A 25,088-nucleotide genomic window follows, 5' to 3' on the forward strand; every position below is an offset into this window, starting at 1 on the left:
AATGTTCCCTCTCCCATTTTTTTAAACATGCTGTATATAACGTTCTTTCATTAATGCCAATACTTCGTCCCCTGGTGTATCCCATATTTGTTGGTTGAAAATTTCGACCTCAATTGGTCCATTGTAACCAGCTTCCTCAACAGCCAAGCGAATCGGACGTAGATTAATGACTCCATCTCCCATCATCCCCCGACCCATTAAAAGGTCTGGTGTCGGCACAATCCAGTCTGAAACATGATATCCGAGTATCCGTCCTTTTGCTCGTGTAATTTGTCGGAATAAATCTGGATCCCACCAAACATGAAACACATCAACGATGACTCCCACTTCATCGGGTGCATACTGATCAGCAATATCATTAGCGTGAGCCAAAGAAACGATTACAGATCTCTCAGCTGCATACATCGGATGCAAGGGTTCAATTCCTAGCTTTACTCCACGCTCTTTGGCATAAGGAACTAGTTGTTCAATCCCATCAGCTACCATTTTTCTCGCGGCGACTAAATCTTTGTCGGGTGCCGGTCCACACACTAAAACTAAAACATCTGTACCTAGTTCTGCCGCCTCATCAATTGCTCTCCGATTATCATCTATTCGCTTCTGACGTTCTAATTCTGTTGCTGCAGGGAACATACCTCCACGGCAAATACTAGATACTTTGATGCCAGCATCTTGAATGATTCTCTTACTATCTTTTAGACCAATCTCTTCAATTTTATGACGCCAAAGCGCAATCCAAGGTACTTCTGCTCTTAGACATCCATCAACGGCTTCTTTCAAACTCCATTTATCGGTTGTAATTTGATTTAAACTTAATCGATCAATTGATTGCAATTGGGTCATGATTACTTCCTCCTAGACAATTCCGGAAAGTTCCATTACAAGCTTCATTCTTCTTGCTGCAAGTTCTGGATCCACTAATAAACCTGCTTTGTCAGCCAAAACGAAAATTTCAGAAAGATGGATTAAAGACCGCGAACCTTCCGCTCCCCCAATCATCCGAAAATGCGATTGATGACCATTTAAATAGGCCATAAATACTATTCCGGTTTTATAGGCATATGTAGGTGCTTGAAAGATATGCCTAGAGAGAGGAATGGTTTTTTCCAAAATAGAATGGTATTTTTCAAGATTTCCTTTATCAAGTTCATGAAGAGCATTAGACGCAGCAGGTGCAATCGCATCAAAAATCCCTAATAAAGCGTCACTATAGCCGTGTTCATCACCTTGTATCAATTCCGCGTAATTAAAATCATCACCCGTGTACATTCTTACACCTTTTGGCAGTTTCCTTCGCATCGTAATTTCTTTCTCAGCGTCCAAGAGAGATATTTTAATTCCATCAATTTTATCAGCGTTTTTTTCGATAATACGAAGACAAACATCCATCGCCTGATCCAAATCTTTATTACCCCAATATCCAGCTAAAGCAGGATCGAACATATCTCCAAGCCAATGCAAGATTACAGGTTTTGATACACTTTGTAATAGATGTCCATATACTCGTTCATAATCTTCCGGCCCTTGCGCTACCGCCGCAAGTGCTCTACTCGCCATTAAAATAATTTGACCGCCAGCCGATTCAACAAATTCACATTGTTCTTCATAAGCGGCAATACAATCTTCAATCGTAACATCTTTCCCTGGTACTAAATGGTCAGTTCCCGCTCCACAGGCAATTCGCCCACCAACAGCATTTGCCTCTCGAACTGATCTTAAAATTAGCTCTTTTGCCATTTCCCAATTTAATCCCATTCCTCTTTGGGCAGTATCCATTGCCTCCGCTATGGACATTCCTAGAGACCAAAGATGGCGCCTATAAGCCAATGTACTTTCCCAGTCAATTTGGGCAGAGTTAAGTGGATCTGTGTTAGCAAGCGGATCTGATACGACATGAGCCGCGGAAAACGCCACTCTACTAAGAAAGGGTGTCTTTGGAACTTCTAATGGAGATGCTAGGCTTGTTTCGTAAGTGTATATAGAACCATCTGCTCTTGGTAATTTTAAAGAAACCATTCCATCTCCCCCTTAAATCGTTAAGTTTGGTACTCCAATCCAACGGCGTTCAGCTGATGATTGAAGTCCTAGGTCGGATAATTGTGTTCCTTTCGCTCCCTCTAGTAAATCCCAAGGAAATGGCTCGTCCGCAACCAAATGTTTCAAAAAGTACTCCCATTGAATTTTAAAAGCGTTTTCGAATACTTGATTGTTTGGTACTTCACTCCATTGTTCCGAAAAATTAAATGGATTTTCAATATCTGGATTCCAAACAGGCTTCGGTGTATTGACACGATGCTGCACTTTACACTCTCGTAAGCCTGCAACTGCGCTGCCTTCTGTACCGTCAACCTGAATCGTTAGTAAATCGTCACGATTCACTCTTACTGCCCATGAGGAGTTTACTTGAGCAATTATTCCTCCTTCTAATTCAAATGTCGCATAAGCAGCATCATCTGCTGTACATTCATATTCATTTCCATTTTCATCAACACGCTTCGGTATATGTGTCGTAGCAAAGCTAGATACCGCTTTCACACTTCCAAAAAGATTGTCCAGAACATAACGCCAATGAGCGAACATATCACTTACCATTCCGCCGCCATCTTCTTTCCGATAATTCCAAGAAGGTCGTTGAGCTTCTTGCCAATCACCTTCAAACACCCAATATCCAAATTCCATACGAATGGATAAAATTCTTCCGAAAAAGCCCGAATCTATTAATCTCTTTAATTTTAGAAGGCCGGGCAAAAATAATTTATCTTGAACAACACCATTTTTGACTCCAGCTTCTTTTGCTAATTTTGCTAATTCAAGTGCATCCTCAAGACTAGTAGCTGTTGGTTTTTCACAATAAATATGTTTGCCTGCCGCGATTGCCTTCTTAATACTCTCTGCACGACGGACCGTCGTTTGTGCGTCAAAGTAAACTTCATCATCAGAATTGGCAAGACATTGATCAAGGTCAGTACTCCAACGCTCAATGTTATACGCTTTCGCCAGAGCATGTAATTTTTCTTCATTTCTACCAACTAAAATAGGGTCAGGAAAAATGGTATCACCATTAGCCAGTTTAACTCCCCCCTGTTCCCTGATAGCAACAATTGAACGTATGAGATGTTGATTCGTTCCCATTCTTCCTGTTACACCATTCATAATAATACCGACTTTATGTTCCACTTATTAATCCCTTCTTCCTTATCTGTCATACTAGTATTTTATAAGTTAAAAACACTATAGTCTTACGAATATTAGAATTCCTTTCTCAATATTGGAACCGTTTTTAATATCTGATACACTTTAATATGTAGAGAAAAAGAATGGGAGAGAATACGATGACGTTGAAGGAAATACAACTACCTCAATACGGTACTTATCTGTACGAAAGCAGACATAAAGAAGGAGATATCATTCATGTCCACCACCACACCATCCATCAAATTCTTTACGCGATTGAAGGAGAAGGGAAAATTTCCATTGATGGGCATGAATATAAAATAACACAGGATCAATCCGCCTTCATTGCCCCACATTCTCAACATTCGATTTACTCTCAGTCTAGCTTAACATTACTAGTATTAGCATTTAATATTGGAACTCTAGAGTTTTTTGATGGGAATGAACTGAAAAACCCTATCTTTCAACAATCCCGATTTGTCCAACCCGATCTAATAGCCAGCAGCGAATTGCGACAGCATTTAAGAAAAATGCTTTACGAACAATCCAGTGAAAATCCATTTTCAAAATGGGCTTTGAAAATTCATTTGCTCAATATACTACTTACAATGACCCGACTGGGAGAAAAAACTCAATATCAAGATGCCAATAGTTTGCGAATAGAAAAAATAAAAAAATACATCGACACTCATTATTACGATCCTCTAACATCAAAAGATATTGCTGCAAAACTAGGGATAAGTTCTCGTTATATCAATTCCATTTTTAAAGACTATTATCATAAAACTCCTATACAATACTTAACAGAAGTTCGAATCGAAAGAGCTAAGGAATTATTATCTGAAACGGATAAAGAAATTATCACAATTTGTTTCGAAGTAGGATATGAGACGCTTTCAACTTTTTATCGAGCGTTTAAAAATACGATGAGTATGTCCCCGAATCAGTATCGAAATATGGTAATGAAGCAAAGTGAGTTGCAGCCCGTTGAATAGAGAGTGCTGAAAATGGCAGTCTCTTTTGTTAAATAACCGGAATAAGTTTTATGGCTCGTAGTTTTACTGCTTCAGCCTGCCATATTTCAGTAAATTGAGGTTTTTCCCTGACGGTATCTGATATCAACGATAATGTAAAAGTATCTCTGTGCAATTTAATCCTCCCAAGGTTGGAATTAACTTCTCGGTAAGGATATTGACAAGATTGGGATTCTTCCAAAATGATGTCTTCCTTTGGAATTACCTCTAATCTTTGTCCATTAACATTGACAACGTGTTTCTTTCCGCCATCCTCTGCCCAATCTACACCCTCTTTTTTAAAATTGACCAATACAACTTCGAAAGTACCAGGATTTACTACTTTGAAATCCCAAGTAGCCTGTTGTTTTTTCAGGTCTATATCCGCATGAACTAGGTCCAACTTTATCGTTCCAGATGCTTGTTGAATAAAACTCTCATCTACTTCCAACTGCTCGTCCAGCTCGAGGGCCATTACCGATACATATTGGTCAGGTAATTCTGATGGTAATAAAATCCTAAGTTCGTGATGATCACCCTCCGCTTGGTAACTTTGATTAGTCTCCAAAGGTATACCGTTTGCTAGGAAATATGCTTTTGCCACTTTACACTTTAATCCACATAAAACCAATTCATTTTGTGGACAGTACTTGTGATAAAGATGCAGATACACCTTTCCACTTTTCACCGTTATGGCTCCCCAATCAAATTCATAAGGAAAAGGGCTAGGGTCTGTTTCGTAGATTGCCTCACTGTTTCGATTTATCCAATCACCTATTTCCAATAATCTCTTGGTAGATTGTTCAGGAATAAGGCCTTCAGCCGTTGGCCCAACATTTAATAATAAATTGCCGCCTTTGCTTACAATATTAACTAATTTATAGATAATAGATTCAGGTTTTTTCCAATCCTGGTCCTGGATATGATAACCCCACGATTTATTTAATGTCATGGGCGTTTCCCACGGCTTTGTATCTTCCGCATACATAGGAATTTCATTATCACCTTTTGATTGATAATCTCCCATCCCTGGCCAGTGACTTACCCGACTGTTAACTAAACAATCAGGCTGGAGATTATGGACAAGATCGACCATTTCCCGACTATCTTTTTTCGACAAACCTCCTGCTGTATCAAACCACATCAGTCCAATTGGGCCATATCTTGTTAATAATTCCTTCACCTGTGGTTTAGCGATCTGATTCCAATAACGATAAAATGCTTTATCTTCAAGTTGATAATCCCATGTATTGTTATAATATTCGTGAATAGAATGTGGATGATGCCAATCGATCACATGTGAGTAGTAAAAACACAATTTAATCCCTTGCTTTTGACACTCTTCTGCTAATTCCTTAATCGGGTCCCTTTGAAAAGGAGTTGCATCAACAATATTGAATTTTTCTACTTTCGAATGAAACATGGCAAAGCCATCGTGATGTTTGGCTGTAATAACCAAATACTTCATCCCAGCGGTCTTCGCTAGGTTCACCCATTCCTTTGCACTAAATTTTACAGGATTAAACTGTTTCGCTAGTTGTTCATATTCAGCTACCGGGGTTCTGGCTGCGTACATCGCCCACTCGCCTTTTGCCGGCAATGCATAGAGCCCCCAATGTATAAACAAACCAAATTTTGCGTCTTTCCACCATTGCAGCCGACTTTTCTCATCTGTTTCCGTAATTAACATAAAATCACCTCCAAAGGTTTATTCGTATGAATTGAATGCAAAATATTCTGAACTGTTCATTCTTTTATTGAACCAATCATAACACCCTTTACAAAATACTTTTGCAGGAAAGGATATAAAAATAAAATTGGCAACGTCGCCACAATAATTGTCGCATATTTAACCGTTTCCCCAATAGGATATCGGTCTCCTCCTCCGACACCGGTAATGAAACCTTCCGTGCTATTTGTAATTAGGATTTCACGAAGGAAAAGTTGAAGGGGCCATAAACTATTATCCCGTAAATAAATCATTGCACTGAAATAGGAATTCCAGTGTCCCACACCATAGAACAAAATCATAACCGCAATAACGGGTAAGGAAAGCGGTAAGATGATTCTAAATAAAATCGTAAAATCGTTCGCCCCATCCATTTTTGCCGATTCTTCCAAACTTTCAGGAATTCCTTTAAAGGACGTTCTCATAATAATCAGATTCCAAACACTGATCGAATTCGGAATAATTAGCGACCATCTCGTATTCATCATTCCCAATTCATTAATTAATAGATAAGTAGGGATCAAGCCTCCACTGAAAAACATTGTGAAAATAATCATCATCATAATTGGTTTTGATAACATCACATTTTTGCGTGAGAGCGCATAGGCCCCAATACTTGTAAGAAAGATATTAATAGCTGTTCCTACAACCACATAAAATATGGTATTCACGTATCCTATCATAATCATAGGATTTTCAAAGACCAGTTGGTAAGCCTTGAATGTTAAACCTAAAGGTTTATAGAGGACTCCAGTGTTTTTAGCCAAAAGACCAGGGTCACTAACGGAAGAAAACAAAACATATAGAAAAGGATAGAGTGTTACAAGAATTAATATGCTCATAAACAGGACATTAGAGAAATCAAATAATCTTTCACCGATACTTTGCCTCATTTTCATAGTAACACCCCTTACCAAAGACTCGTTTCACTGACTTTGGCGCTAATTCGATTCGCCAAAACTAGTAATGTCAAATTTATTACAGAATTAAACAAACCGACAGCTGCACTGAAACTAAAACTCGCTTCTAATATCCCTTTGCGGTAAACGTAAGTAGAAATAACATCCGCAGTTTCATACGTTAATGGATTATACATTAAAATAATTTTTTCGAATCCGACACTCATCATGGAACCTATTTGAAGAATAAGCAGGATAATGATGATTGGGGCGATACCAGGAATCGTTACATGCAGTGCTTGTTTAAAACGACTTGCTCCATCAATTTTTGCGGCCTCATAAAGTTCGGGATTAATATTGGACATGGCTGCAAGGTAAATAATTGATCCCCAGCCGATTCCTTGCCATATACCTGACCCAATATAAAGGGTACGGAACCATTCTGATTTTTGGAGAAAGCCAATTGGTTTGACTCCAAACATGCCTAAGAATTGATTTATTAATCCATTTAAAGATGTGAAATCCACGAGCATTCCCACAACGACAACGACGGAGATAAAATGCGGCAAATAACTGACCGTTTGGACAACACGCTTAAACCACATTCTTCTAAATTCATTTAATAATAGTGCTAAAATAATCGGTGCAGGAAAGGCAAACAACAATTCATAAAAATTGATTAAAAAAGTGTTCCGGATTAGACGCCAAAAATGAAAGCCCTTAAAAAACTCCATAAAATAGTCAAAACCGATCCAACGGCTACTCCATATACCTTCTGTAATATTGTAATCTTTAAAAGCAATTTGAACCCCGTACATAGGTCCATAATGAAAAATCAAGTAATAGAGAACTACTGGGAAAAGCATAATATAAATATATTTATTTCGCTTTAGGTCTTTTCCTAGCCTCTTCCAAAAGCTTTCTTTTTTCCCTATTAGGAGAGGAGGACTATTCATCGTTTTTGTTTGCTGTTTCACTGTTTCCATACTCTGATACCTCATTTCAAGCTTTTTATGTAACTTTCCGGAAACTATACAATTATTGAAACGATAAGCGCCTAGTCTTTAATGACATAAGCGCTTATCGACAATAATTAGCGATTATTATAACGCTCTAATGCTGACTGTTGAATTTCAATCGCTCTATCTATTCCCATCGCTTTAATGGTATCCGCAAATTCGCCAAATTTATCTAGAGATTCTTCTCCCATAATAAATTTGTTAATCATTTCGGACCGATATGTGTTGATATCATTCATGATGGACGCGTATTCTGAACTCTCATCCTGTGTAGGAGTTACCATTGGCATAATCCGCTCGTTAGACCCTTTTTTCCATTGTTCAATCGCTTCTTGCTGAGCAGGCATTGACGTATACTGTTCAGCATATTCTTTCGCTTGGATAATAGGACCACTCCAACCAGCTACAACATACATAGCTAATGCTTCTGACATCGATTTTCCATCAGGATTATTTGTAATGACTTCCTTATAAGTTGGGTATCCATCAACTATCTCGTAGCTTTCGCCTTCAATCCCAAAGTTAAAGAGCTTAAACCCTTCTTCACCATACTTATAATCAAGCCATTTTACCGTTTCTACAATGTTTTTGTTAGATGTTGTGATAGCAGCTCCAACGCCATTATAGTTATTTTCACCAAGATTAAAATAAGGAACGTCGCCTTTATTAACAACCGGATATGGAGCACCTGTTAAAAAGAAGTCTGGATCGTCTCCCTTAAGCTGCATATAACGCAATATACTGCTACCTGTATAACCCATAAATGAACCTAGTTGATTGTTGGTCACTTTTGCATCTTTTAATGCATCATCCGTTGCAACGTATTCCTGATCTATTAAACCTTCTTTATACCAGTTATGAAAGAGTTGTAAAAATTCTTTATATTCTGGTTGTATCGGTCCGTAATTTACCTTTCCATCTACTTGATAGAATCCATTGGTAATACCAAAAGCTCCAACAAATGCATTCCCTGTTAAACCATCCGTACCGAGCAACAAAGGAATTTCATCAGCTTCACCATTGCCATTCGGATCCTTATCTTTAAACGCTTTCAAAACTGTATGCCATTCATCTAGAGTTTCTGGAACTTTCAAATTAAGCTTTTCAAGCCAGTCTTTCCTTAATACAGGACCATAGAAAGTCAAGTTTACATCAGCTTCCCGTAAGAAAGGAAAAGAATAAATACTTCCATCATCCGTGGAAATCATTTTTTTCCATTCGGGATGTTCGTCCAACACCATCTTAAAATTAGGAGCATGCTCTTCAATATAGTCATTCAATTTAACAATCTTATTATCTTTAATATATTTTTCTGGTCCACCAGGAACACTTGTCCAAATCCGCTCGATCACATCAGGTAATTCACCGGATGCCATCATTAAATTAAATTGTTGGTCTGCCTCACCCGATGCCGGATGATCAAATTTAACATGAACTCCGGTAATTTCTTCTAGTTTTTTATAGGCTGCAATATCATTATAATCCTTCAATGTATCAGGCCGATTATTGGAGACCCAATATGTTACTTCTTTTAGAGGAGCCCCTTCCTCATTTCCCTGATTCTGGCTATCTTTGTTCGTTTCCTTCGAATCACTACATCCAGATAAAGCGGTTACAATTACTAGTAAAAGTAGTAGCACGATTGCTGATGATTTCTTTAAGGAATTCCATCTCATTTCATTTGACCTCCCTATTTAATTATGTCGCCTTTTAAGCTAGCGGACTAAAATGGAATAATTTCCTCCTTCCCTATTTGACCATAAGCCCTTGGAAATTATCTTGGCATATTCCATTAATCCTGTGTATTACTCATTCTTAAAATGCGCTATACAGTTTTAAGGTAAGGGATTATCAAATTTTAAACTCGACTATCCATTTTTAATTATCGTTATAGGAAGGATACTCATAGTGCTAATTTGAAGCTACATCATCTTTAAAACTTGTACGATAACTACCCGGGGTAATTCCCTCATATTTTTTAAATAACCTTATGAATCCTACATCATTTGAATAACCAATCCGTTTTGCTATTTCCGTTATAGTCAATTCTTCATCTATGAGCATGGCTTTTGCATATTCCAATCTTATTTTAGCGATATGATCTGTTATATTTTCGCCTTTCTGCTTTTTAAAAAAGGATGACAAATATTGGGGTGTAATATTCATTTCTTCCGCAATTGATGACAAACTTAACATATTATCAGCATAATGTTTTTGAATATACTGAGTAATATTATGGATTAAACGCTCACTCTGGCTTGGCCGATTATCTTTTATATGATTGCACAGTCTCTTATAAATACTTTTTATTTTATAATGCATTTCTTCACCCGTTTGACATTTTAGCAGTTGAGTTACTGGATTTTCTTCCCCCGAAAAAATAACGTCATCATACTTTAAGTTAATATCGTTTAAAATTTTTAAATGCGTACTCATAATGTTAAAAAAGAGACATTTTCCAATTTGAAATGATATATTGCGTGATTCAAAGTTTTCTTCAAAAATATTGTCAAGAATTTTCTCAGCATTTTCGAAATCAGCAATTTTAATAAAATTCATTAATTGCGCTTCGATGCCTTCTGGATAATAATAATGATGTTCTGCTTCTTTTGTTTCATTAAAAGAAATGATACGGCTATTTCCTTTAATCATCCTATAGTTAAGAGCTTGGAGAGCTTCTCTATATGAAGTAACAATATTTCCGAAACCTTTATGCTGGTTGCCAATACCAATTGAGATAATGATTCCAAAACGTTCTTCTACGATTTCCTTTATTTCAAAAACCATTTTTCCAATATAATCCATAGGAAATTCATTTAAAGTAAAATTAAGTATGACCCCTACTCGTTTTTGGTCTAGTTCAATAATAAAGCCATTATGATTTTTATTTGCCAGTTCTTCACTAATATTGCTAATAATAAATCTAATAATGGCCCATTGTTTTTCATTATCTTCATATACAAACCGGCCACACTCCTCCACATCTATTACGAAAACAATGAAATTTTCACTAGCTATGGAGATATTCATGAATGCCAATGATTCCGATGTAATCGTTGTTTGATCAACAAACCCATTTATTAATCTTGTCAAAAAGTTCGCTTTAATTTGTGGAGTATGTTCTATAAGTTTGTTTCTTAATTTCATCTCCGAATCCCAGCTCTTATTAAGCGTCTCTCTTATTATATGGTATTCATTAAATGGCAATCGACCGTTCCTGTTCATTTTATTAACAATTGAGCTGACAAGCTCTTTTACAGGCACATAATGGCGATATGCCAAATAATATGAAGTAATCAAACCACCAACAAGACAAAAAATCAATAACGAAATTGCCAACGCTTTGACAGTATTTACCTTGGCCATCACAACCGATTTTGGGACGACTGAAATATACTTCCATTTTGTTTTATTTGACACTACGTAGGACACAATCAATTCTTCATGATCAATTTTGTCTTCAAGAACACCATGCGTACCAGTAAAGTTTTCATCAAGTGTATTGAAAAATGCATCTTCTTTTGCGGTTGTCATAATTTTATTATTTTCCTTATCAAGAATATAAATATCTCCCTGATTGGCCCATTCAAGATTGTGGAGAGTTTCCTTGATCATTTGTTCATTAATTAAGATAGCTAGATACCCTCTTGGATTTTTGGTTTCTCCGTATGGTAGCGTTTGCAAATATGTAATGATTTTTTCGGGACTAAACGATATTCCTTCAAAAATGGTAGTTGAAGGGATGTAAGTCTGTACTTTATTTGTGGACTGTATGGCTTTTTTCCAAGCATCGTAGTTTATGTTTTCATAACCATAGATGTAATCGTAAAATATCCTGGAGTTCGTTTTTACCTTGGGACTTACAATGGTGTCTTTATCAGGAAGGTAAACATAATAATCATGAATAAAAGGATTGGATATATTATAGTTTTTTATATCTTTCATAAAGTTATAATATTTTATAATATCGTCATCTTCCGAATGAATTTGACTTAGGATAAATTGTAATTTGGGATTAAAAGATATTTGTGCTGCTAATTGATTGACTCTATAAATTTCACTATCTATTGCATTGCCTGCTTGCTTTAGCATGGCAATATTAGAACGGTTAGCATTATCCTTAATGATTGACTCCATCTTGTCATATAGCCAAAACCCTACGGTGATCGGAAGCATTAAAATTATGATAAAAGATATAAATAAAGTTACAAATACACTTTTACGATTATAGTTCTGCATCGTGAATATTGCCCCCTTCATTAACAAACTTAAATCCGCCAAATGGATTAATTCTGTTTTTTGTATTTACTTATTATACTAGCCACTTTTTTTGTAAAAAAAGGGCTTTAGTACCAATTCGATCGATTTATTAATGAATTATACAAGAAAGGTACAAGAATTCAGAAATCCTTGTACCTTCATTTTAACTTACCTATGCTCTCTAAATAACCTGCAAATACAATTACCCATAAATAAAAAGCTTCCCGCTTCAAAGAGATATCCGTTAAGGCTATTTTTTTTCGAAAAATATTATTTCGCAGCACTAGCTTTAATCTCGTCCACTGTTCCAAATTGGCGGATATGATATGTGAATATATCGGATTGGATCACCTTAAAAATGATATTGATATGTAAATGCTCCTCTATTCTTACAAGATGGCGATTTCCTTCACCTTTAAATGTATCCATTGTTTCTTTGTCTATTTCAATTAAAACGGCTTCATGATTCATAGGAATTTCAAACAGCTCTCGTTCTAAGCGAAAGCAAACTGTTTCAGCACTATCAACAAGTCCTTTACCATTACAGGATGGACATTTAGTCTGAAGTGTTTTAGATAGTGATTGCCTTGTCCGTTTACGAGTCACTTCAAAAACCCCAAGTGGTGTGAATCCAATTATTCGTGTTTGTTTCGGATCCTTCTTAAATAATTCTTCTAATAATTTCTGTACTTTTCTTTTATCTTCAATTGTCTTCATATCGATGAAGTCAATTAAAATCATTCCGCTATAATCCCGAAGACGCACTTGTCTTGCAATTTCCTTTGCAGCAGCCATATTCGTTTGTACAACGGTCTCTGTAACGGCTTGTTTTCCAGTGAATTTCCCTGTATTTACATCAATAACAATAGCTGCTTCTGTTTCATTGATGACAATATACGCACCATTATTTAGCCACACTATTGGCTTAAGAGCTTTTTCCAACTCACTTTCAAGGCCGTATTTTGAAAAGATCCCTTCCTTATTTTGATGAAAATGAAAATTCCAATTTATTTTATCGAAATGTAGAAACCATTTTCTTATCTGTTCCAGAACTTGTCTATCATTAAAATAGAGTTCACCTTGTTGAAGACGCTTCATCTCACGGATAATTTCATCTTCAAATAATGATTTTTTTATAAGTAATGCCGGAGCCTTAACGTTGTTTTTATGTTTTTGTAAAGAGGCATATGTATCTTTAAGCTGCCCAACTTCATGCTCCCAATCCTCTTTACTACTTGTAAAGGCCTCTGTACGGATGATAAAGCCTTCCTTATCGTCCTTATGTTTGCTAGCAATTTCTCTCCACTTATTTCTTAATGATTCATCTGCTTTTTTTGATACTGCAATATATTTTCCTTCAGGCATATAAATCAACTTTTCACCAGGAATTTCAATAATGGCAGTCAATAAAGGACCTTTTACCCCAGTTTCATCTTTTTTTACTTGAACAAGAAGTTTTTCACCTTCTGTAATAAATTTCGAAATAGGCATTTCCTTTTTTCGAGGATCAGTTGAATGTATATACGATGGAAGCTGCTCCTTCTGTAAGAAACCTTTCTTTTCCTTGCCAATATCTACAAAAGCAGCATTCATCCCCTTTTTTACACTTTCTACTTTACCTAAATAAATATTCCCTACTTCTGAATGATCATTTGGAGATTCGACATAAAAATTTGTAACCTTCCCGTTTTCTTTTACAGCAAAACGTTTTTGAGCAGTCTTAGTATCTATAATAATTTCATTCAATATCAATCACCTGCTAATAAAAAAATAAAACTGGCTTTATGCCAGTCGGTTTTTCCTTATCTATACTTTATCCATGAATCTTTTCATAGTCAATCGTCATATACGAGGTCCTTTAACTGGGCACTAACCCGTTTCTCAGTGAAATAAGCATGAAGGATTTCGTTTTCATCCAGTTTTCCTTGACTACTGTTTTTTCCTTCAACATAGATTAAGTGTTTACATCCGCGCTTGAACCTTTCCAAAACTTCATGCAAATATTCTTCGCCCCTTGCATCAATAGGTTGCAATTGGGAAAAGTTTATGGTTTTTCCGTAATGTCTTTCTAATAAAAATCTCATAAAAACATATCTTTGCTGTTTCCAATCAGACCATAAGGTGAGGTCCAAATACAGTAATATGAGCCATATATTGATGTTTAATGGGTAAAAAAGAAGGAGCACAGTATGAAGCGCAATTAAAACAGCAAAAGAACTTACTAATGATATTCTACATGCTTTTATATATGGATGACGTGTAGAAAGGAAGAGCTGAATCAGTTTCCCTCCATCTAATGGCCATACAGGAATAAGATTGAACATAAGAATCATGAAATTATATAAGGATAATTGCTTAGCAACATCAGCCGACAAAAAAGAAAACATAACTAGCATAGGAATTATTGCAGCAATGATTAAATGTTGAAGAGGTCCCGCTACAATGACGATTAGATCCTCGTTAATTTCACGATTTCCATGTTCATCAACCTCACACAAACCTCCGAAAGGCAGAATAACAATGCGTTTTATTTTCCATCCAAAATGAGCTGCGGCAGCCGCATGCCCAATCTCATGAATAAAAACAATCATAAACAAGAATAGCAATTGCCAAAAATAACCCGTGATAATTGCAATTCCTGCAACTCCCCAAAAAAGTGGATGAATTTGTATTTTTTTTAAGAGAACTCCGTATTTATTCAAATTTTATCACCTGAATAGGATCAATGAACTTATCGTTTTGTTTTATCGCAAAATAAAATTCTCCTGACATCCCTTCTTTACCGGTCGAAACAATACCTAAACTTTTCCCTGCAGCGACGGTTTCCCTTGGTTTTACTGTAATTTTTTCTAGCATTCCATACCATGTCTCAGAATGGTCAGGGTGCTGTATGATTACCGTGTTACCAATATCGTCCTTTCGACCTGCAAATATTACTACTCCACCAGTCATTGCTTCAACCTCGGCATTTGTACCGGTTTCCATAATAATCCCTCTACCATCCACAGAAAAATCTTCTACTATTTTTCCAGACACTGTCATAGCAAAGTCCATTTCTTTTTCCGATTGACCTGACTTTTCAACATTTTCTAAAGGAGGAAGAAGTGCTAAAGGCTTTCCGAATTGATTTTCATACCAATTTGCGACAGTCGCAAACTGAAACTCCTTCTCCATCGTCTTCTTAACACCTATTTTTATTGAGTCAAGTTCAGGTGAGGTTGATTGAAACATAATCGCAATAACTAAAACGAGTGCTCCTGAGGCAAGAACCTTAAACAAAAAGACGTCACGATTCCAGAGTGGATGAAGAGAGTCTTTCGGGCTAGATTCAAATACTGGAGACTCGAATTCATCATCAATAAAAGGAGTGGGTCTAGGTCTCTCCCTGTTCGTACTATTTTGCTTACGCCTTCTGTTGATTCGTTTACGGACTTCGTCAGCTCTTCTACTCATTCTCCCCCATCTCCTTTTATTATTTTGTATTACACTATGACTTGTCCTTCAAGAATATGCCTTACGAGATAAAAGAAACAAGATGAGCATATAGAGGAGAGCCGATGTTGACTTACGCAAACAGATACCGAAAGCTTGCTAGACGCTAGGCACTTAAGCTAGACCGGAACTATCTTTTTAAAAGTTATTCATAAGGTTCTAATCTATAATTTCTTAGAAAATAAAAAAACCATACATTCAAAATGTATTGAACGTATGGTTCATTTATTCTTATTTAGCTCCAACACCAAATAGCTTTTTCAGTTTAGCAAATACACCTGGTTTTTCGTCATCTAAAGATTGTAACGGTACAGACTCACCTAATATCCTTCTCGCAATATTTCTATATGCAATAGAAGCTTTGCTACTTGGATCAAGTGCGATCGGCTCGCCTTGGTTTGAAGATCTGATTACGTCTACATCATCTTGAACGATTCCAATCAAATCTATCGATAAATGCTGAGCAATTTCATCAACATCCAGTACATCCCCATCTCTCATCATCTGACTACGGATCCGATTAATGATTAATTTTGGAGGCTCAACATTTTCTTCTTTTTCCAATAAGCCAATGATACGGTCTGCGTCCCGAACTGCAGAAATTTCTGGAGTCGTTACGACAATCGCCTTATCAGCACCCGCAACAGCATTTTTATATCCTTGCTCAATCCCAGCTGGGCAATCTATCAATATGTAGTCATACTCGGGTTTCATTTCATTTACGAGTTTTTTCATTTGTTCAGGTGATACAGCAGTTTTATCACTAGTTTGAGCTGCTGGTAGTAAAAATAATTTATCTTCAAATCTTTTATCTTTTACAATCGCCTGATGCAACTTACATCTACCTTGAACAACATCTACCAGATCATAAATAATACGATTTTCGAGGCCAAGGACAACATCAAGATTTCTTAGACCAATATCTGTATCTATGAGACATACTTTTTTCCCTTGTAGGGCAAGAGATGTCCCCAGGTTGGCCGAAGTTGTAGTTTTTCCGACTCCTCCTTTACCCGAAGTTATTACAATCGCCTCACCCATTGTATAGTCCCCCTTTTAATCTAGTAATATTTGGTCGTAAATGTTTTAACACTTGCAAGCGATCTATGACGATTTGATGTCTTCCATCTATATAAGCACATTCCATTTGATGATGTTCTTCTTTTTCATATTGATCAGGTGCTCGGCTAATACAATCTGATATTCTAAGTTGTGATGGAGTCATAAAAGATGCAACAATAACCGCTTCATTTCTTCCGGTATAACCCGCATGTGCAATTCCTTTTAGAGAACCCATAATAAAAATATTACCTGCCGCTCTAACAGTACCTCCCGGATTCACATCACCTATAAGTAATAAATCACCAGGAACTTCTAGTACTTGGCCAGATCGAACAACTGTCGCAACTGAAGTCACTTCTTGTTCATCAATAATTCGCTTTGCCTCAGTTTTTGTAATAATATTACTTTCAATCTCTTCAACTAATAAATTTTGTTTCTTTCGAATCATTTCTTTTAATTGTTCCTGCTGATCATCATTTAAAAAACGATTTCCAGAAAAAATACGTACAGAAATAAGAGGGCTGTCCGTATCTACCCCCTGTAAATCGGCAAGCTTTTCATCCAGCTCTACCAATAAATCCTCGTATGAGCAGCGATCATTTAATTGTAAAGAAAGACCGTTCTTTGTTCCTTTAATCATAACATTTTGTCTGTTTTTCATGAGTTCCGGGCAAGGAGACTAAACCTGCAATTAGTGCCCTCATATCTCCTTTCGCTACTACATCTGAATTACCTATAGTTTACCTTATTACTTGCTTCTCGTCATATATTGCTGAATTCGACAAACTCCTTTGATATTCCTCTATTCAAAAAAAATTTATTCATTTAGCTCTTCTTTTTTTCTGTTTAGTAATAATTTGTTGAATGGATAATAGACTATGAGAAAAAAGACTGCGTTTAATATAAGTGTTGGCACTAATCGATTCATTGCAAACTCATTTAAATCCATACTTTTTTGTAATACGAAGATATTCATACCATATACAATCGTTTCTACTAATGATATACATATTATTGTAATGATAAAAGCAGTAAAAATATTAGAAAAAATTAACTTTACGATTTTGGACGCTACATATACAGCAACCGGAAATAAAACTAAATATATGCCGATGACCTCTGTATAGTAAATGTCAAATAATAATCCAAATATTGCTGCATATATAAGTGTACGATTTCTAAAATAAAAAATCCCCATCAAAATGAATAATACTATTAAAAAATGAGGTACAAGAATCCAATCCACTCCAAAAGATCCAGGAGGTAGAAAGTCCACAAAAATACTTTCAATGTAAAAACACAAAGTTAAAAGGAAGGGAAGTATTAAACGTTTCATTATTCCCCCTCCTCCATATCCGTATTAGTTTCTGTTTCAGTAACATTAACAGTATCCATCGTACGAACAATGACCAATACATGTTCAAATCCGTAGAAATGTGCGGAAGGTTCTACATATGCTGTTTGAGTCAATCCGAAACGATCTACTTCAACTTCTTTAACTTTACCGATATCAAGTGCTTTGGGAAAGACACCGCCAAGGCCCGAAGTAACGACATTCTGCCCTTTTTTAATCTTTTGATCAATTACGATATCTTTCATAATGAGCATTTTCTTTTCTTTATCATAGCCATCTATGAGACCAAAAACATTCTCATCCCCTTGTATTTCTGCAGCGACTCTATTTTTCTTATTATCAGAGCTAAGAAGTTCCACAGTAGCGGTCATCGGGGAAGTACTAATAACTTTACCTATTAGTCCCTTTGCTGTCATGACAGCCATATCAGTTTTTACACCGCTTTTACTTCCTTTATTAATTGTAATTTTTTCAAACCAACGATCCGGTGCTCGACTAATAACTGTTGCTTGAATTGGAGTATAATCACGAAGATTCTCCGTTTTATTTAAAACATTTCGTAGTTCTTCATTATCTTTCTTTAGATCAGATATTTCTTTTTCAAGTTTTGCTAATCCTTCCAACCGGGCTTTCAACTTTTTATTTTCTGTATATGTATTTTTTAGATCGTCTACATTACCAAAAAAGTTTGCAACTCCTTGTGCTGGTATGGAAATAAGTGATTGACCAAAACCAACTACATCCTTAACAAATTGCTCTGGGCGAGTAATATTCTCTCTATCTCTTAAAGAAAACCCAATCAAGGATACAAGAATAATAATACTAATTAGAAGGATAATTAAACGTTTATTAAGAAAAAAGTGTGACATGATTAACACCTCATAAAAAAGAGCAAGCGCCTTACAAGTGGCACTATTACTAAACATATTTTAACAAATTACCTAAAAATGTCCTACACAAACTAGAAAAGAGCAAGCGCCGTAAAAACGGCGCAAGTCAGTCTTAACGCATATCTCTTACCTTATTTTTAAAGAGATGAATATGTTCCAAAGCTATTCCGGTACCTTTAGCAACACAATCTAACGGTTCATCAGCAATTAAAACCGGCATATCCGTTTCTTGGCTCATCACCTTGTCCAAATTATGTAGCAAGGCACCTCCTCCAGTAAGAACGATTCCTCTATCCATAATGTCTGCAGAAAGTTCAGGTGGAGTTTTTTCAAGCGTATTTCTTACGGCATCGATGATTGAATTTACCGTATCACGTAATGCCCAGGAAATTTCTTCAGCAGTGATTTCAATGGTTTTAGGAAGGCCTGTTAGTAAATCTCGACCACGTATTTCCATTGGAGGTATTCCATCTGGCTCTCCAGCAGATCCTATTTCAAGTTTTATTGCTTCTGCTGTACGATCACCAATTAATAAATTGTACGTTTTTCGGATATAAGCAATAATCGCATCATCCATATTGTCACCAGCAATCCGAATTGACATGCTTGTGACAATTCCACCAAGTGAAATAACCGCGACTTCGGTTGTTCCACCCCCAATATCAACAACCATGCTTCCAGTCGGTTCCCATACAGGTAAGTTTGCTCCAATCGCTGCAGCAAATGGCTCCTCAATAGGATATGCTTCCTTAGCTCCCGCTTCTCTTGTAGCATCTAGTACGGCTCTTTGTTCAACAGCTGTAATACCTGATGGAACACAGACCATTATATGTGGTTTACCACTAAAGAATCCTCTTCTTTTCGTAGACTGACGTATATAATATTTCATCATTGCCGCAGTTGTCTCATAGTCGGCGATGACTCCATCTTTCATCGGTCTAAGTGCAACAATATTTCCAGGTGTTCGACCAATCATATTTTTTGCGTCGTTTCCGACTGCAACAATTTTTCTGCTATCTGTTTGCAAAGCAACGACTGAAGGTTCACGCAACACAATTCCTTTTCCTTTTACAAAAACAAGTGTATTGGCCGTTCCTAAATCTATTCCAAGATCCTTCGTTCCAAATCCAAACATGTATGTATCTCCCTTTCTCATGCCAAATGCTTTTTATATCCGCATCTGCTCCCTATACTTTCAAATACAATAAAGATTTATTCTATAGCCTGTCCAATACATTATTTTCACATTTCATTTTGTATTGCTCCAGTGTTGAGGGATCTTTTTGGTTAGTTTTTTAGCAAACAAAAGTATGCGCAACTAAAATCATAAATATAATTATATCTTATCATTTTTTAAAATCCTAGTGTCACATATACCCTTTTTCTTTCATGCTCACATATTTTTTATCTCCGATGATTAAATGGTCAAGAAGCTCTATTCCTATCATCTTTCCACATTCTACTAATCGCTTTGTTACATCGATATCTTCCCTTGATGGTGCTGGATCTCCTGATGGATGATTATGGAGGCAAATGATTGAAGCTGCAGAACGACGAATGGCTTCTTTAAAAACCTCACGGGGGTGTACAATACTTGCATTTAGGCTTCCTATGAAGATTGTTTGACGGTGTATGACTTGATTCTTCGTATTTAAATAAAGTGCAACAAAATGTTCCTGTGTTAAAAATCGCATATCATTCATAACATAATTTGCACCATCTTCAGGACTGCGAATCACATATCTTTCATCATATTTTAGATTGCTAATTCTCCTACCAAGTTCAACTGCCGCTACAATTTGAACAGCTTTCGCTTGCCCGATGCCTTTTAGATTTGTCATTTCTTCCAAAGCTGCATCTCGAAGCCACATGAGTCCACCGAATTGTGTTAAAAGACGATTTGCCAATTGAATGACAGATTCTGCTTTTGTACCCGTCCTTAGTAGAATTGCTAGTAGTTCATGGTTTGATAAGCTTTCAGGTCCATTGTTTATAAGGCGTTCGCGTGGACGTTGATCTACAGGAAAATCCCGTATCATAAGGGTTTCAGTTTTCAAAAATGTTTTCCTCCTTTAATTTCATTTTGGGAGGAATGATAGGCCCATTTCTATCAGGGTGCGGTACAAACGAGAGATTGGCAGACCGACAACAGTATAATAATCTCCAATAATCTTCTTTACAAGAAGGGCTCCCTGGCCCTGTATGCCATATGCACCTGCTTTATCAAATGGCTCCCCACTCTTAATATACTGATTAATTTCAATTTCAGTTAACTCCCAAAATTCTACATCTGTTTTTTCATAAAATGTTTCCATTCTATCTTCATATATAATCGCAACACCAGTGTAAACAGAATGAACTTGTCCTGAAAGTTGTTTCAGCATATATTTTGCTTCTTCACAATTTTTGGGCTTCCCAAGAATGATATCATTACAAACTACAATTGTATCAGATCCAATAATAACAGCTTGTGGAAAATGATCGAAAGCAAGCCTTGCTTTTCGTAATGCAAGTGTTTTGACAAATTCCGAAGGTAAAAGTCCTGACGGTAAAGTTTCATCAGCATTTGGTGAAAAAGTAGTAAAAGGGATGTTTAATTTCTGAAGGATTTCTTTTCTTCGGGGTGAAGCAGAAGCTAATACGAGGTGATCCATAGGCAGTGCCATCCTTTCTTCATTAAGGAAAATGGTCTTCGTAAACAATTTGCATGATTAGGGACATACATAATTCTATCCTATCAGAGAGTGTTGCAAGAAACAACAAGAAAAGAGGCATTATGCCTCTTTCAACAATTATGAATCGATATCCTCATTATACAACTTTATAAAATCTAATAATGCTTGCTGAGCCATAAGGAGTTCGTTATTCGATTGGGTTGTTTGATATTCTTTTAGGTGTGCATGACTTGAATTGAGGCTTCCGTGAAGTTCCTTTGCTATGCCATCATTAAAGTTAGCACTTAATGAAATTTCTTTTATCCTATCATCATTCATAGAGCCATTTATATATCCTCCAGCCGAAAGTTCCGCAAGATTACGAAATGTCTCAACCTCACTGGCTAATTGATCTGCTTCTTCTTTTGAGGCTAATTCAATTGTTTTACCGCCAATTGAAAGTTCCTTTGCCCAAACATCCTCTAGTCCTTGATCCTTTAATTTACTTGCCCATGATTTAGCGGTTGACAAGTCACCAGCAACACCAATAAATACAAAATGTTGGCCATCCATTTCAATGACTGTTGTCCCTACCTTATAGGACGCTAATTGTTCTGCTGCTATAGTTGCTTTCTCATTGGTTGAATACACACCGCCCTGAACCACAGATATCGTTATGTTGGGAAGAGTTACAGAGTATTGTTCATTATTAGTTGCTTTACCTTCTTTCTCAACAGCGGGAGGTGAATCAACTTCTTGTAACACTACATGACTATCTTCTGACTGAATTGCCATTTTATATATTATAAATCCAAGAATAAGTCCAACAGCGATAGCTAGAAAAACAGAAAGAAACAATCCCGAATAATTCGATTTTAAATTTCTTTTCCACGTTCGAACAGGAAGTTTTTTTGTATTGTCATCTGTTGCGTTAATAATTTTATATTCCGGTACCTCGCTTTTTTCAGCATTAGGCAATATCCATTCAAATTCGTCTTCTACTATTTCTTCTGAGGATGCGGCAGACGCCTCTTTTGTTGCAGATTGCCAATCATGAATGGCCGCTTCCTCCGAAAATTTTTGCTCCTTTCCATTCAATTTTATTTTTATTGTAGAATGACTCTCTTCTTTTTCCTGTCCATTCATTTTCGATCCTCCCGCACATAAATTTTGTTTTATCCTATCATACAAGCATAAAAAAAAGACGAAACTTTTGTCGTCTCCTACAAAAAGGTTTTCGTCATTTTTTATTTCTTTTCTCGTTTAGTTACGGGAAAATTGTTGAATGGATCTTTCTTATTTGCAGGTGGAGGCGAATCTATCTTCGGCGCCTGATCGATGATATCTTTTAAGCTAGGAATATAAAAAGCTGAAATTGTAACATTAAAACGGAGTGGTTCTTGCAAATCAACAATCTTGGTCATTTCCATAGGTGCTGTTACAGAAATTTGTTCAACCTGAACAATCCGGTTTTGCCCTTCTAGAAAATTAAGAAAAGCTTCAAAATCAAAATAGTTTTGCGCTTCTAATGAAAGGGATAATGTTACTTTTTCAACATCCGAGAGTTGATTCCACTCTTTCGCTTCATCTCCATCCTTTATTTCCATAGATGGTTCAGATTGCCCTAATCCTACTTGATTGTCTTGTACAACTTCCGAAATGCTCATGTCCTTAATAAATACGTTAGAAACAGTTTCTGCTTTTTCAATATCTAAAATAAGTTGATCGGTTAATGGTTTAACAGGAATTCGCTTTTGCAAGGAAAAAGAGCTTTCTGCTGTATTTTTTTGTTTATTTGCAGTTTTCCCTTCCAAAACTGCCAGCATTTTCTCATCAGTTCTAAGTTCATTTTCAAGAGTCTTCACTTGAGTTGTGACAGGTCGATATTGTACGAAATAAATCGAAAGTAAAAAAAATAAAATAATGCTAATTGCTATAAAGATAATAAACCATTTGTTTTTTATCCATTGAAGTGGCATTATTCACTGCCCCCTTCAGATTGAATATCTTTTATATACTCTCTATTAATAGATAGCTGGTAAAATGCAACATATCGTGGAAGAAAGGTTTTCTTTCCCGTTTGCTTCTCTTCTTCCAAATCCTCTTTAGTAGAGATAGAAATAATTTTTGCATCTGTCAACCAGGAGGACTGAAGTAATTCGTGTAAATAATAAGCAGCATCTCGACTAGTATCAAATTGTACAGCCAATTGAATATCACCATTCAATACATAGCTGAAAGATTCAAAGAATCCTCTTTCAGGTAAGAGAGAAATAAGATGGCTTAAGAGAGGTACAGAATTAATTCTTTCGTTATCCATCAATGTAATCACATCAGATAATCTATCTGTAGATGTAGATATTTGAGATTCATTTAATTTGCTATTTTCAATTTCAATTAATTCTTGTATTTGATGGCGCTGTTTTTCCAATGAAAGGATGTGTTCTTTTTTTGAATGAATGTGTAAAAATACTAACGAACTAGATAAAATTGCTACGATAAAAATAATCGTTAAACTATATAAAAGAAAATAAGATTTTTTTTTCCTTTGTGGAATCAAATTTATATCTATAATCATTTTGAATCCACCTCTTTTAAAGATAAACCTAAGATAGAAAAGTATGAGGGAGTAATAATCTTCCCATCTATTGTTGCATATTCACTTAACTCTAGTTGATCAACTGGCAATTGCAGTCGATTTCTGAGTCTTTCTCTCACTATGTGTAGATTATGATGGTCTCCGCTCAATATAACTCTTTTAATCCATACTTTACCTTGATTCAACGTATATTGATAAAAGTCCATAACTTTTTCTATTTCCGCTATAGCATCATCTATATAAAAGGCATCTTCCTCACCAATCATCTCGATGGTATTTTGTAAAAGAAACTCGGCAGTAATCGGTCTAACAAAAATAGGAATGTCATCATGAAAAATAGAAATTGTCAATAAATCTTTATCATAATTTAAAAGTAAAACATGATCATCTTTTTTAGTCATGCTTGCACTTTTATATAATCGATATAAGGATAGTGGAGATATTTCAGCAACCTCTGCCTTTAATTTGACATCTTCAAATAGTTGAACATATGATTCAACAATCTCACGTGGAGCTGCGACAAGTAAGATTTCCTGATGATTCTTTTCTTTTTTAAGGATGACAGAATCGATAACTGGATCTTCAAAAGGAAGGTGAATGCTTGTTCCTGTTTCGAGAAATAAATAACCATTTAATTCATCTTCTTGAATGTCAACTGGCACATTTACTTGACGAACAATAATAAAAGGATCGGGAATTAAAAAACGAACATCCCTTCTTTTGATGTTCCAGTTAGTGACACATTGCTCCATAACAATTCGGAACATTTCAGGATTGGTGATTTTTCCTTCTTTGATCATGCCGGGAGTTAAAGGATGCTCTTTCATTTGTAAAATTTCCTGTTTAGGCTTCTGTATTGTCTCCATGAAACGAATGCTACTATCTGTAAAAACGATATTAGCTGTTTTTAAAGGTCGATTGAATAGGTTGAAATTCATCACGA

The 25,088-nt window shown here is 36.1% G+C and carries 23 protein-coding genes; 1 reads left to right on the forward strand and 22 read right to left on the reverse strand.

What is annotated here, in order from left to right; all coding sequences use genetic code 11:
* Nucleotides 1–21: 21 nt before the first annotated feature.
* Genes MT489_RS05750 through MT489_RS05760 form a run of 3 tightly spaced genes read right to left on the reverse strand, consistent with a single transcriptional unit; the run spans nucleotide 22 to nucleotide 3,153 of the window.
* The gene (locus MT489_RS05750) at nucleotides 22–843 is read right to left on the reverse strand and encodes a sugar phosphate isomerase/epimerase family protein (protein ID WP_244680516.1); all 822 of its coding nucleotides are present in this window, start codon (nucleotides 841–843) and stop codon (nucleotides 22–24) included.
* A gap of 12 nt (nucleotides 844–855) precedes the next feature.
* Nucleotides 856–2,016, reverse strand: coding sequence for a dihydrodipicolinate synthase family protein (locus tag MT489_RS05755; protein WP_244680517.1), 1,161 nt, complete (start codon nucleotides 2,014–2,016; stop codon nucleotides 856–858).
* 12 nt (nucleotides 2,017–2,028) lie between these two features.
* Nucleotides 2,029–3,153 (reverse strand): Gfo/Idh/MocA family protein, encoded by a 1,125-nt coding sequence (locus MT489_RS05760; RefSeq protein ID WP_244680652.1) that lies wholly within the window; start codon nucleotides 3,151–3,153, stop codon nucleotides 2,029–2,031.
* Between the two features lie 179 nt (nucleotides 3,154–3,332).
* Here MT489_RS05760 and MT489_RS05765 point away from each other — a divergent pair, with 179 nt between their 5' ends.
* A complete protein-coding gene (locus tag MT489_RS05765) occupies nucleotides 3,333–4,169 on the forward strand; it encodes an AraC family transcriptional regulator (RefSeq protein WP_244680518.1) in 837 nt (278 codons plus the stop codon).
* A gap of 28 nt (nucleotides 4,170–4,197) precedes the next feature.
* Here the strand turns inward: MT489_RS05765 and MT489_RS05770 are convergent, their stop codons facing one another.
* From MT489_RS05770 to pilM, 19 genes are all read right to left on the reverse strand, one after another.
* Entirely contained in the window at nucleotides 4,198–5,877 is a 1,680-nt protein-coding gene (locus MT489_RS05770; protein WP_244680519.1) for an alpha-L-fucosidase, read from the reverse strand.
* A gap of 56 nt (nucleotides 5,878–5,933) precedes the next feature.
* On the reverse strand, nucleotides 5,934–6,815 hold the full coding sequence (locus MT489_RS05775; protein WP_244680520.1) for a carbohydrate ABC transporter permease: 882 nt from the start codon (nucleotides 6,813–6,815) through the stop codon (nucleotides 5,934–5,936).
* An 11-nt stretch (nucleotides 6,816–6,826) separates the two neighbouring features.
* On the reverse strand, nucleotides 6,827–7,771 hold the full coding sequence (locus tag MT489_RS05780) for an ABC transporter permease (RefSeq protein ID WP_244680653.1): 945 nt from the start codon (nucleotides 7,769–7,771) through the stop codon (nucleotides 6,827–6,829).
* A gap of 137 nt (nucleotides 7,772–7,908) precedes the next feature.
* Entirely contained in the window at nucleotides 7,909–9,510 is a 1,602-nt protein-coding gene (locus MT489_RS05785) for an extracellular solute-binding protein (protein WP_244680521.1), read from the reverse strand.
* A gap of 235 nt (nucleotides 9,511–9,745) precedes the next feature.
* Nucleotides 9,746–12,073: a helix-turn-helix domain-containing protein gene (locus tag MT489_RS05790; RefSeq protein WP_244680522.1), complete on the reverse strand. Its 2,328-nt coding sequence runs from the start codon at nucleotides 12,071–12,073 to the stop codon at nucleotides 9,746–9,748.
* Nucleotides 12,074–12,364: 291 nt separating this feature from the next.
* On the reverse strand, nucleotides 12,365–13,840 hold the full coding sequence (locus MT489_RS05795; RefSeq protein ID WP_244680523.1) for an Rne/Rng family ribonuclease: 1,476 nt from the start codon (nucleotides 13,838–13,840) through the stop codon (nucleotides 12,365–12,367).
* Between the two features lie 89 nt (nucleotides 13,841–13,929).
* The gene (locus MT489_RS05800; protein ID WP_244680524.1) at nucleotides 13,930–14,796 is read right to left on the reverse strand and encodes a site-2 protease family protein; all 867 of its coding nucleotides are present in this window, start codon (nucleotides 14,794–14,796) and stop codon (nucleotides 13,930–13,932) included.
* On the reverse strand, nucleotides 14,789–15,547 hold the full coding sequence (locus MT489_RS05805; protein WP_244680525.1) for a M23 family metallopeptidase: 759 nt from the start codon (nucleotides 15,545–15,547) through the stop codon (nucleotides 14,789–14,791). The genes MT489_RS05800 and MT489_RS05805 overlap by 8 nt, the downstream gene beginning before the upstream one ends.
* 270 nt (nucleotides 15,548–15,817) lie before the next feature.
* Complete coding sequence (gene minD / locus MT489_RS05810; RefSeq protein ID WP_244680526.1) at nucleotides 15,818–16,627, reverse strand: septum site-determining protein MinD; 810 nt, start codon at nucleotides 16,625–16,627, stop codon at nucleotides 15,818–15,820.
* Complete coding sequence (gene minC, locus MT489_RS05815; RefSeq protein ID WP_244680527.1) at nucleotides 16,620–17,309, reverse strand: septum site-determining protein MinC; 690 nt, start codon at nucleotides 17,307–17,309, stop codon at nucleotides 16,620–16,622. The genes minD and minC overlap by 8 nt, the downstream gene beginning before the upstream one ends.
* 156 nt (nucleotides 17,310–17,465) lie before the next feature.
* On the reverse strand, nucleotides 17,466–17,984 hold the full coding sequence (gene mreD / locus MT489_RS05820) for a rod shape-determining protein MreD (protein ID WP_244680528.1): 519 nt from the start codon (nucleotides 17,982–17,984) through the stop codon (nucleotides 17,466–17,468).
* Nucleotides 17,984–18,871, reverse strand: coding sequence for a rod shape-determining protein MreC (gene mreC / locus MT489_RS05825; RefSeq protein WP_244680529.1), 888 nt, complete (start codon nucleotides 18,869–18,871; stop codon nucleotides 17,984–17,986). Before mreC ends, mreD begins: the two co-directional genes overlap by 1 nt.
* A gap of 133 nt (nucleotides 18,872–19,004) precedes the next feature.
* Nucleotides 19,005–20,027 (reverse strand): rod shape-determining protein, encoded by a 1,023-nt coding sequence (locus tag MT489_RS05830; protein WP_244680530.1) that lies wholly within the window; start codon nucleotides 20,025–20,027, stop codon nucleotides 19,005–19,007.
* Nucleotides 20,028–20,259: 232 nt separating this feature from the next.
* A complete protein-coding gene (gene radC, locus MT489_RS05835) occupies nucleotides 20,260–20,949 on the reverse strand; it encodes a RadC family protein (RefSeq protein ID WP_280518492.1) in 690 nt (229 codons plus the stop codon).
* A 21-nt stretch (nucleotides 20,950–20,970) separates the two neighbouring features.
* Nucleotides 20,971–21,546 carry a Maf family protein gene (locus tag MT489_RS05840; protein ID WP_244680531.1) on the reverse strand — a complete coding sequence of 192 codons (576 nt, stop codon included), beginning with the start codon at nucleotides 21,544–21,546 and terminating at the stop codon, nucleotides 20,971–20,973.
* A gap of 138 nt (nucleotides 21,547–21,684) precedes the next feature.
* Complete coding sequence (locus MT489_RS05845; RefSeq protein ID WP_244680532.1) at nucleotides 21,685–22,692, reverse strand: hypothetical protein; 1,008 nt, start codon at nucleotides 22,690–22,692, stop codon at nucleotides 21,685–21,687.
* A 101-nt stretch (nucleotides 22,693–22,793) separates the two neighbouring features.
* Nucleotides 22,794–23,525, reverse strand: coding sequence for a hypothetical protein (locus tag MT489_RS05850; RefSeq protein WP_244680533.1), 732 nt, complete (start codon nucleotides 23,523–23,525; stop codon nucleotides 22,794–22,796).
* A complete protein-coding gene (locus MT489_RS05855; protein WP_244680534.1) occupies nucleotides 23,525–24,124 on the reverse strand; it encodes a PilN domain-containing protein in 600 nt (199 codons plus the stop codon). The genes MT489_RS05850 and MT489_RS05855 overlap by 1 nt, the downstream gene beginning before the upstream one ends.
* The gene (pilM, locus tag MT489_RS05860; protein WP_244680535.1) at nucleotides 24,121–25,083 is read right to left on the reverse strand and encodes a type IV pilus biogenesis protein PilM; all 963 of its coding nucleotides are present in this window, start codon (nucleotides 25,081–25,083) and stop codon (nucleotides 24,121–24,123) included. The genes MT489_RS05855 and pilM overlap by 4 nt, the downstream gene beginning before the upstream one ends.
* Nucleotides 25,084–25,088: the final 5 nt, after the last annotated feature.

Source organism: Lederbergia wuyishanensis (assembly GCF_022900255.1).
Lineage (GTDB): Bacteria > Bacillota > Bacilli > Bacillales > Bacillaceae_C > Lederbergia > Lederbergia wuyishanensis.

Excerpts from the sequence above, each read along its gene's own strand:
- pilM (WP_244680535.1), bottom strand. The coding sequence starts at position 25,083 with ATGAATTTCAACCTATTCAATCGACCTTTAAAAACAGCTAATATCGTT.
- MT489_RS05855 (WP_244680534.1), bottom strand. The coding sequence starts at position 24,124 with ATGATTATAGATATAAATTTGATTCCACAAAGGAAAAAAAAATCTTAT.
- MT489_RS05840 (WP_244680531.1), bottom strand. The coding sequence starts at position 21,546 with ATGGATCACCTCGTATTAGCTTCTGCTTCACCCCGAAGAAAAGAAATC.
- MT489_RS05760 (WP_244680652.1), bottom strand. The coding sequence starts at position 3,153 with ATGAATGGTGTAACAGGAAGAATGGGAACGAATCAACATCTCATACGT.
- MT489_RS05845 (WP_244680532.1), bottom strand. The coding sequence starts at position 22,692 with ATGAATGGACAGGAAAAAGAAGAGAGTCATTCTACAATAAAAATAAAA.
- MT489_RS05850 (WP_244680533.1), bottom strand. The coding sequence starts at position 23,525 with ATGCCACTTCAATGGATAAAAAACAAATGGTTTATTATCTTTATAGCA.
- mreC (WP_244680529.1), bottom strand. The coding sequence starts at position 18,871 with ATGTCACACTTTTTTCTTAATAAACGTTTAATTATCCTTCTAATTAGT.
- MT489_RS05830 (WP_244680530.1), bottom strand. The coding sequence starts at position 20,027 with ATGTTTGGATTTGGAACGAAGGATCTTGGAATAGATTTAGGAACGGCC.
- MT489_RS05765 (WP_244680518.1), top strand. The coding sequence starts at position 3,333 with ATGACGTTGAAGGAAATACAACTACCTCAATACGGTACTTATCTGTAC.
- MT489_RS05805 (WP_244680525.1), bottom strand. The coding sequence starts at position 15,547 with ATGAGTAGAAGAGCTGACGAAGTCCGTAAACGAATCAACAGAAGGCGT.
- MT489_RS05770 (WP_244680519.1), bottom strand. The coding sequence starts at position 5,877 with ATGTTAATTACGGAAACAGATGAGAAAAGTCGGCTGCAATGGTGGAAA.
- minD (WP_244680526.1), bottom strand. The coding sequence starts at position 16,627 with ATGGGTGAGGCGATTGTAATAACTTCGGGTAAAGGAGGAGTCGGAAAA.
- MT489_RS05785 (WP_244680521.1), bottom strand. The coding sequence starts at position 9,510 with ATGAGATGGAATTCCTTAAAGAAATCATCAGCAATCGTGCTACTACTT.
- MT489_RS05790 (WP_244680522.1), bottom strand. The coding sequence starts at position 12,073 with ATGCAGAACTATAATCGTAAAAGTGTATTTGTAACTTTATTTATATCT.
- MT489_RS05775 (WP_244680520.1), bottom strand. The coding sequence starts at position 6,815 with ATGAAAATGAGGCAAAGTATCGGTGAAAGATTATTTGATTTCTCTAAT.
- MT489_RS05755 (WP_244680517.1), bottom strand. The coding sequence starts at position 2,016 with ATGGTTTCTTTAAAATTACCAAGAGCAGATGGTTCTATATACACTTAC.
- MT489_RS05750 (WP_244680516.1), bottom strand. The coding sequence starts at position 843 with ATGACCCAATTGCAATCAATTGATCGATTAAGTTTAAATCAAATTACA.
- mreD (WP_244680528.1), bottom strand. The coding sequence starts at position 17,984 with ATGAAACGTTTAATACTTCCCTTCCTTTTAACTTTGTGTTTTTACATT.
- minC (WP_244680527.1), bottom strand. The coding sequence starts at position 17,309 with ATGAAAAACAGACAAAATGTTATGATTAAAGGAACAAAGAACGGTCTT.
- MT489_RS05780 (WP_244680653.1), bottom strand. The coding sequence starts at position 7,771 with ATGAATAGTCCTCCTCTCCTAATAGGGAAAAAAGAAAGCTTTTGGAAG.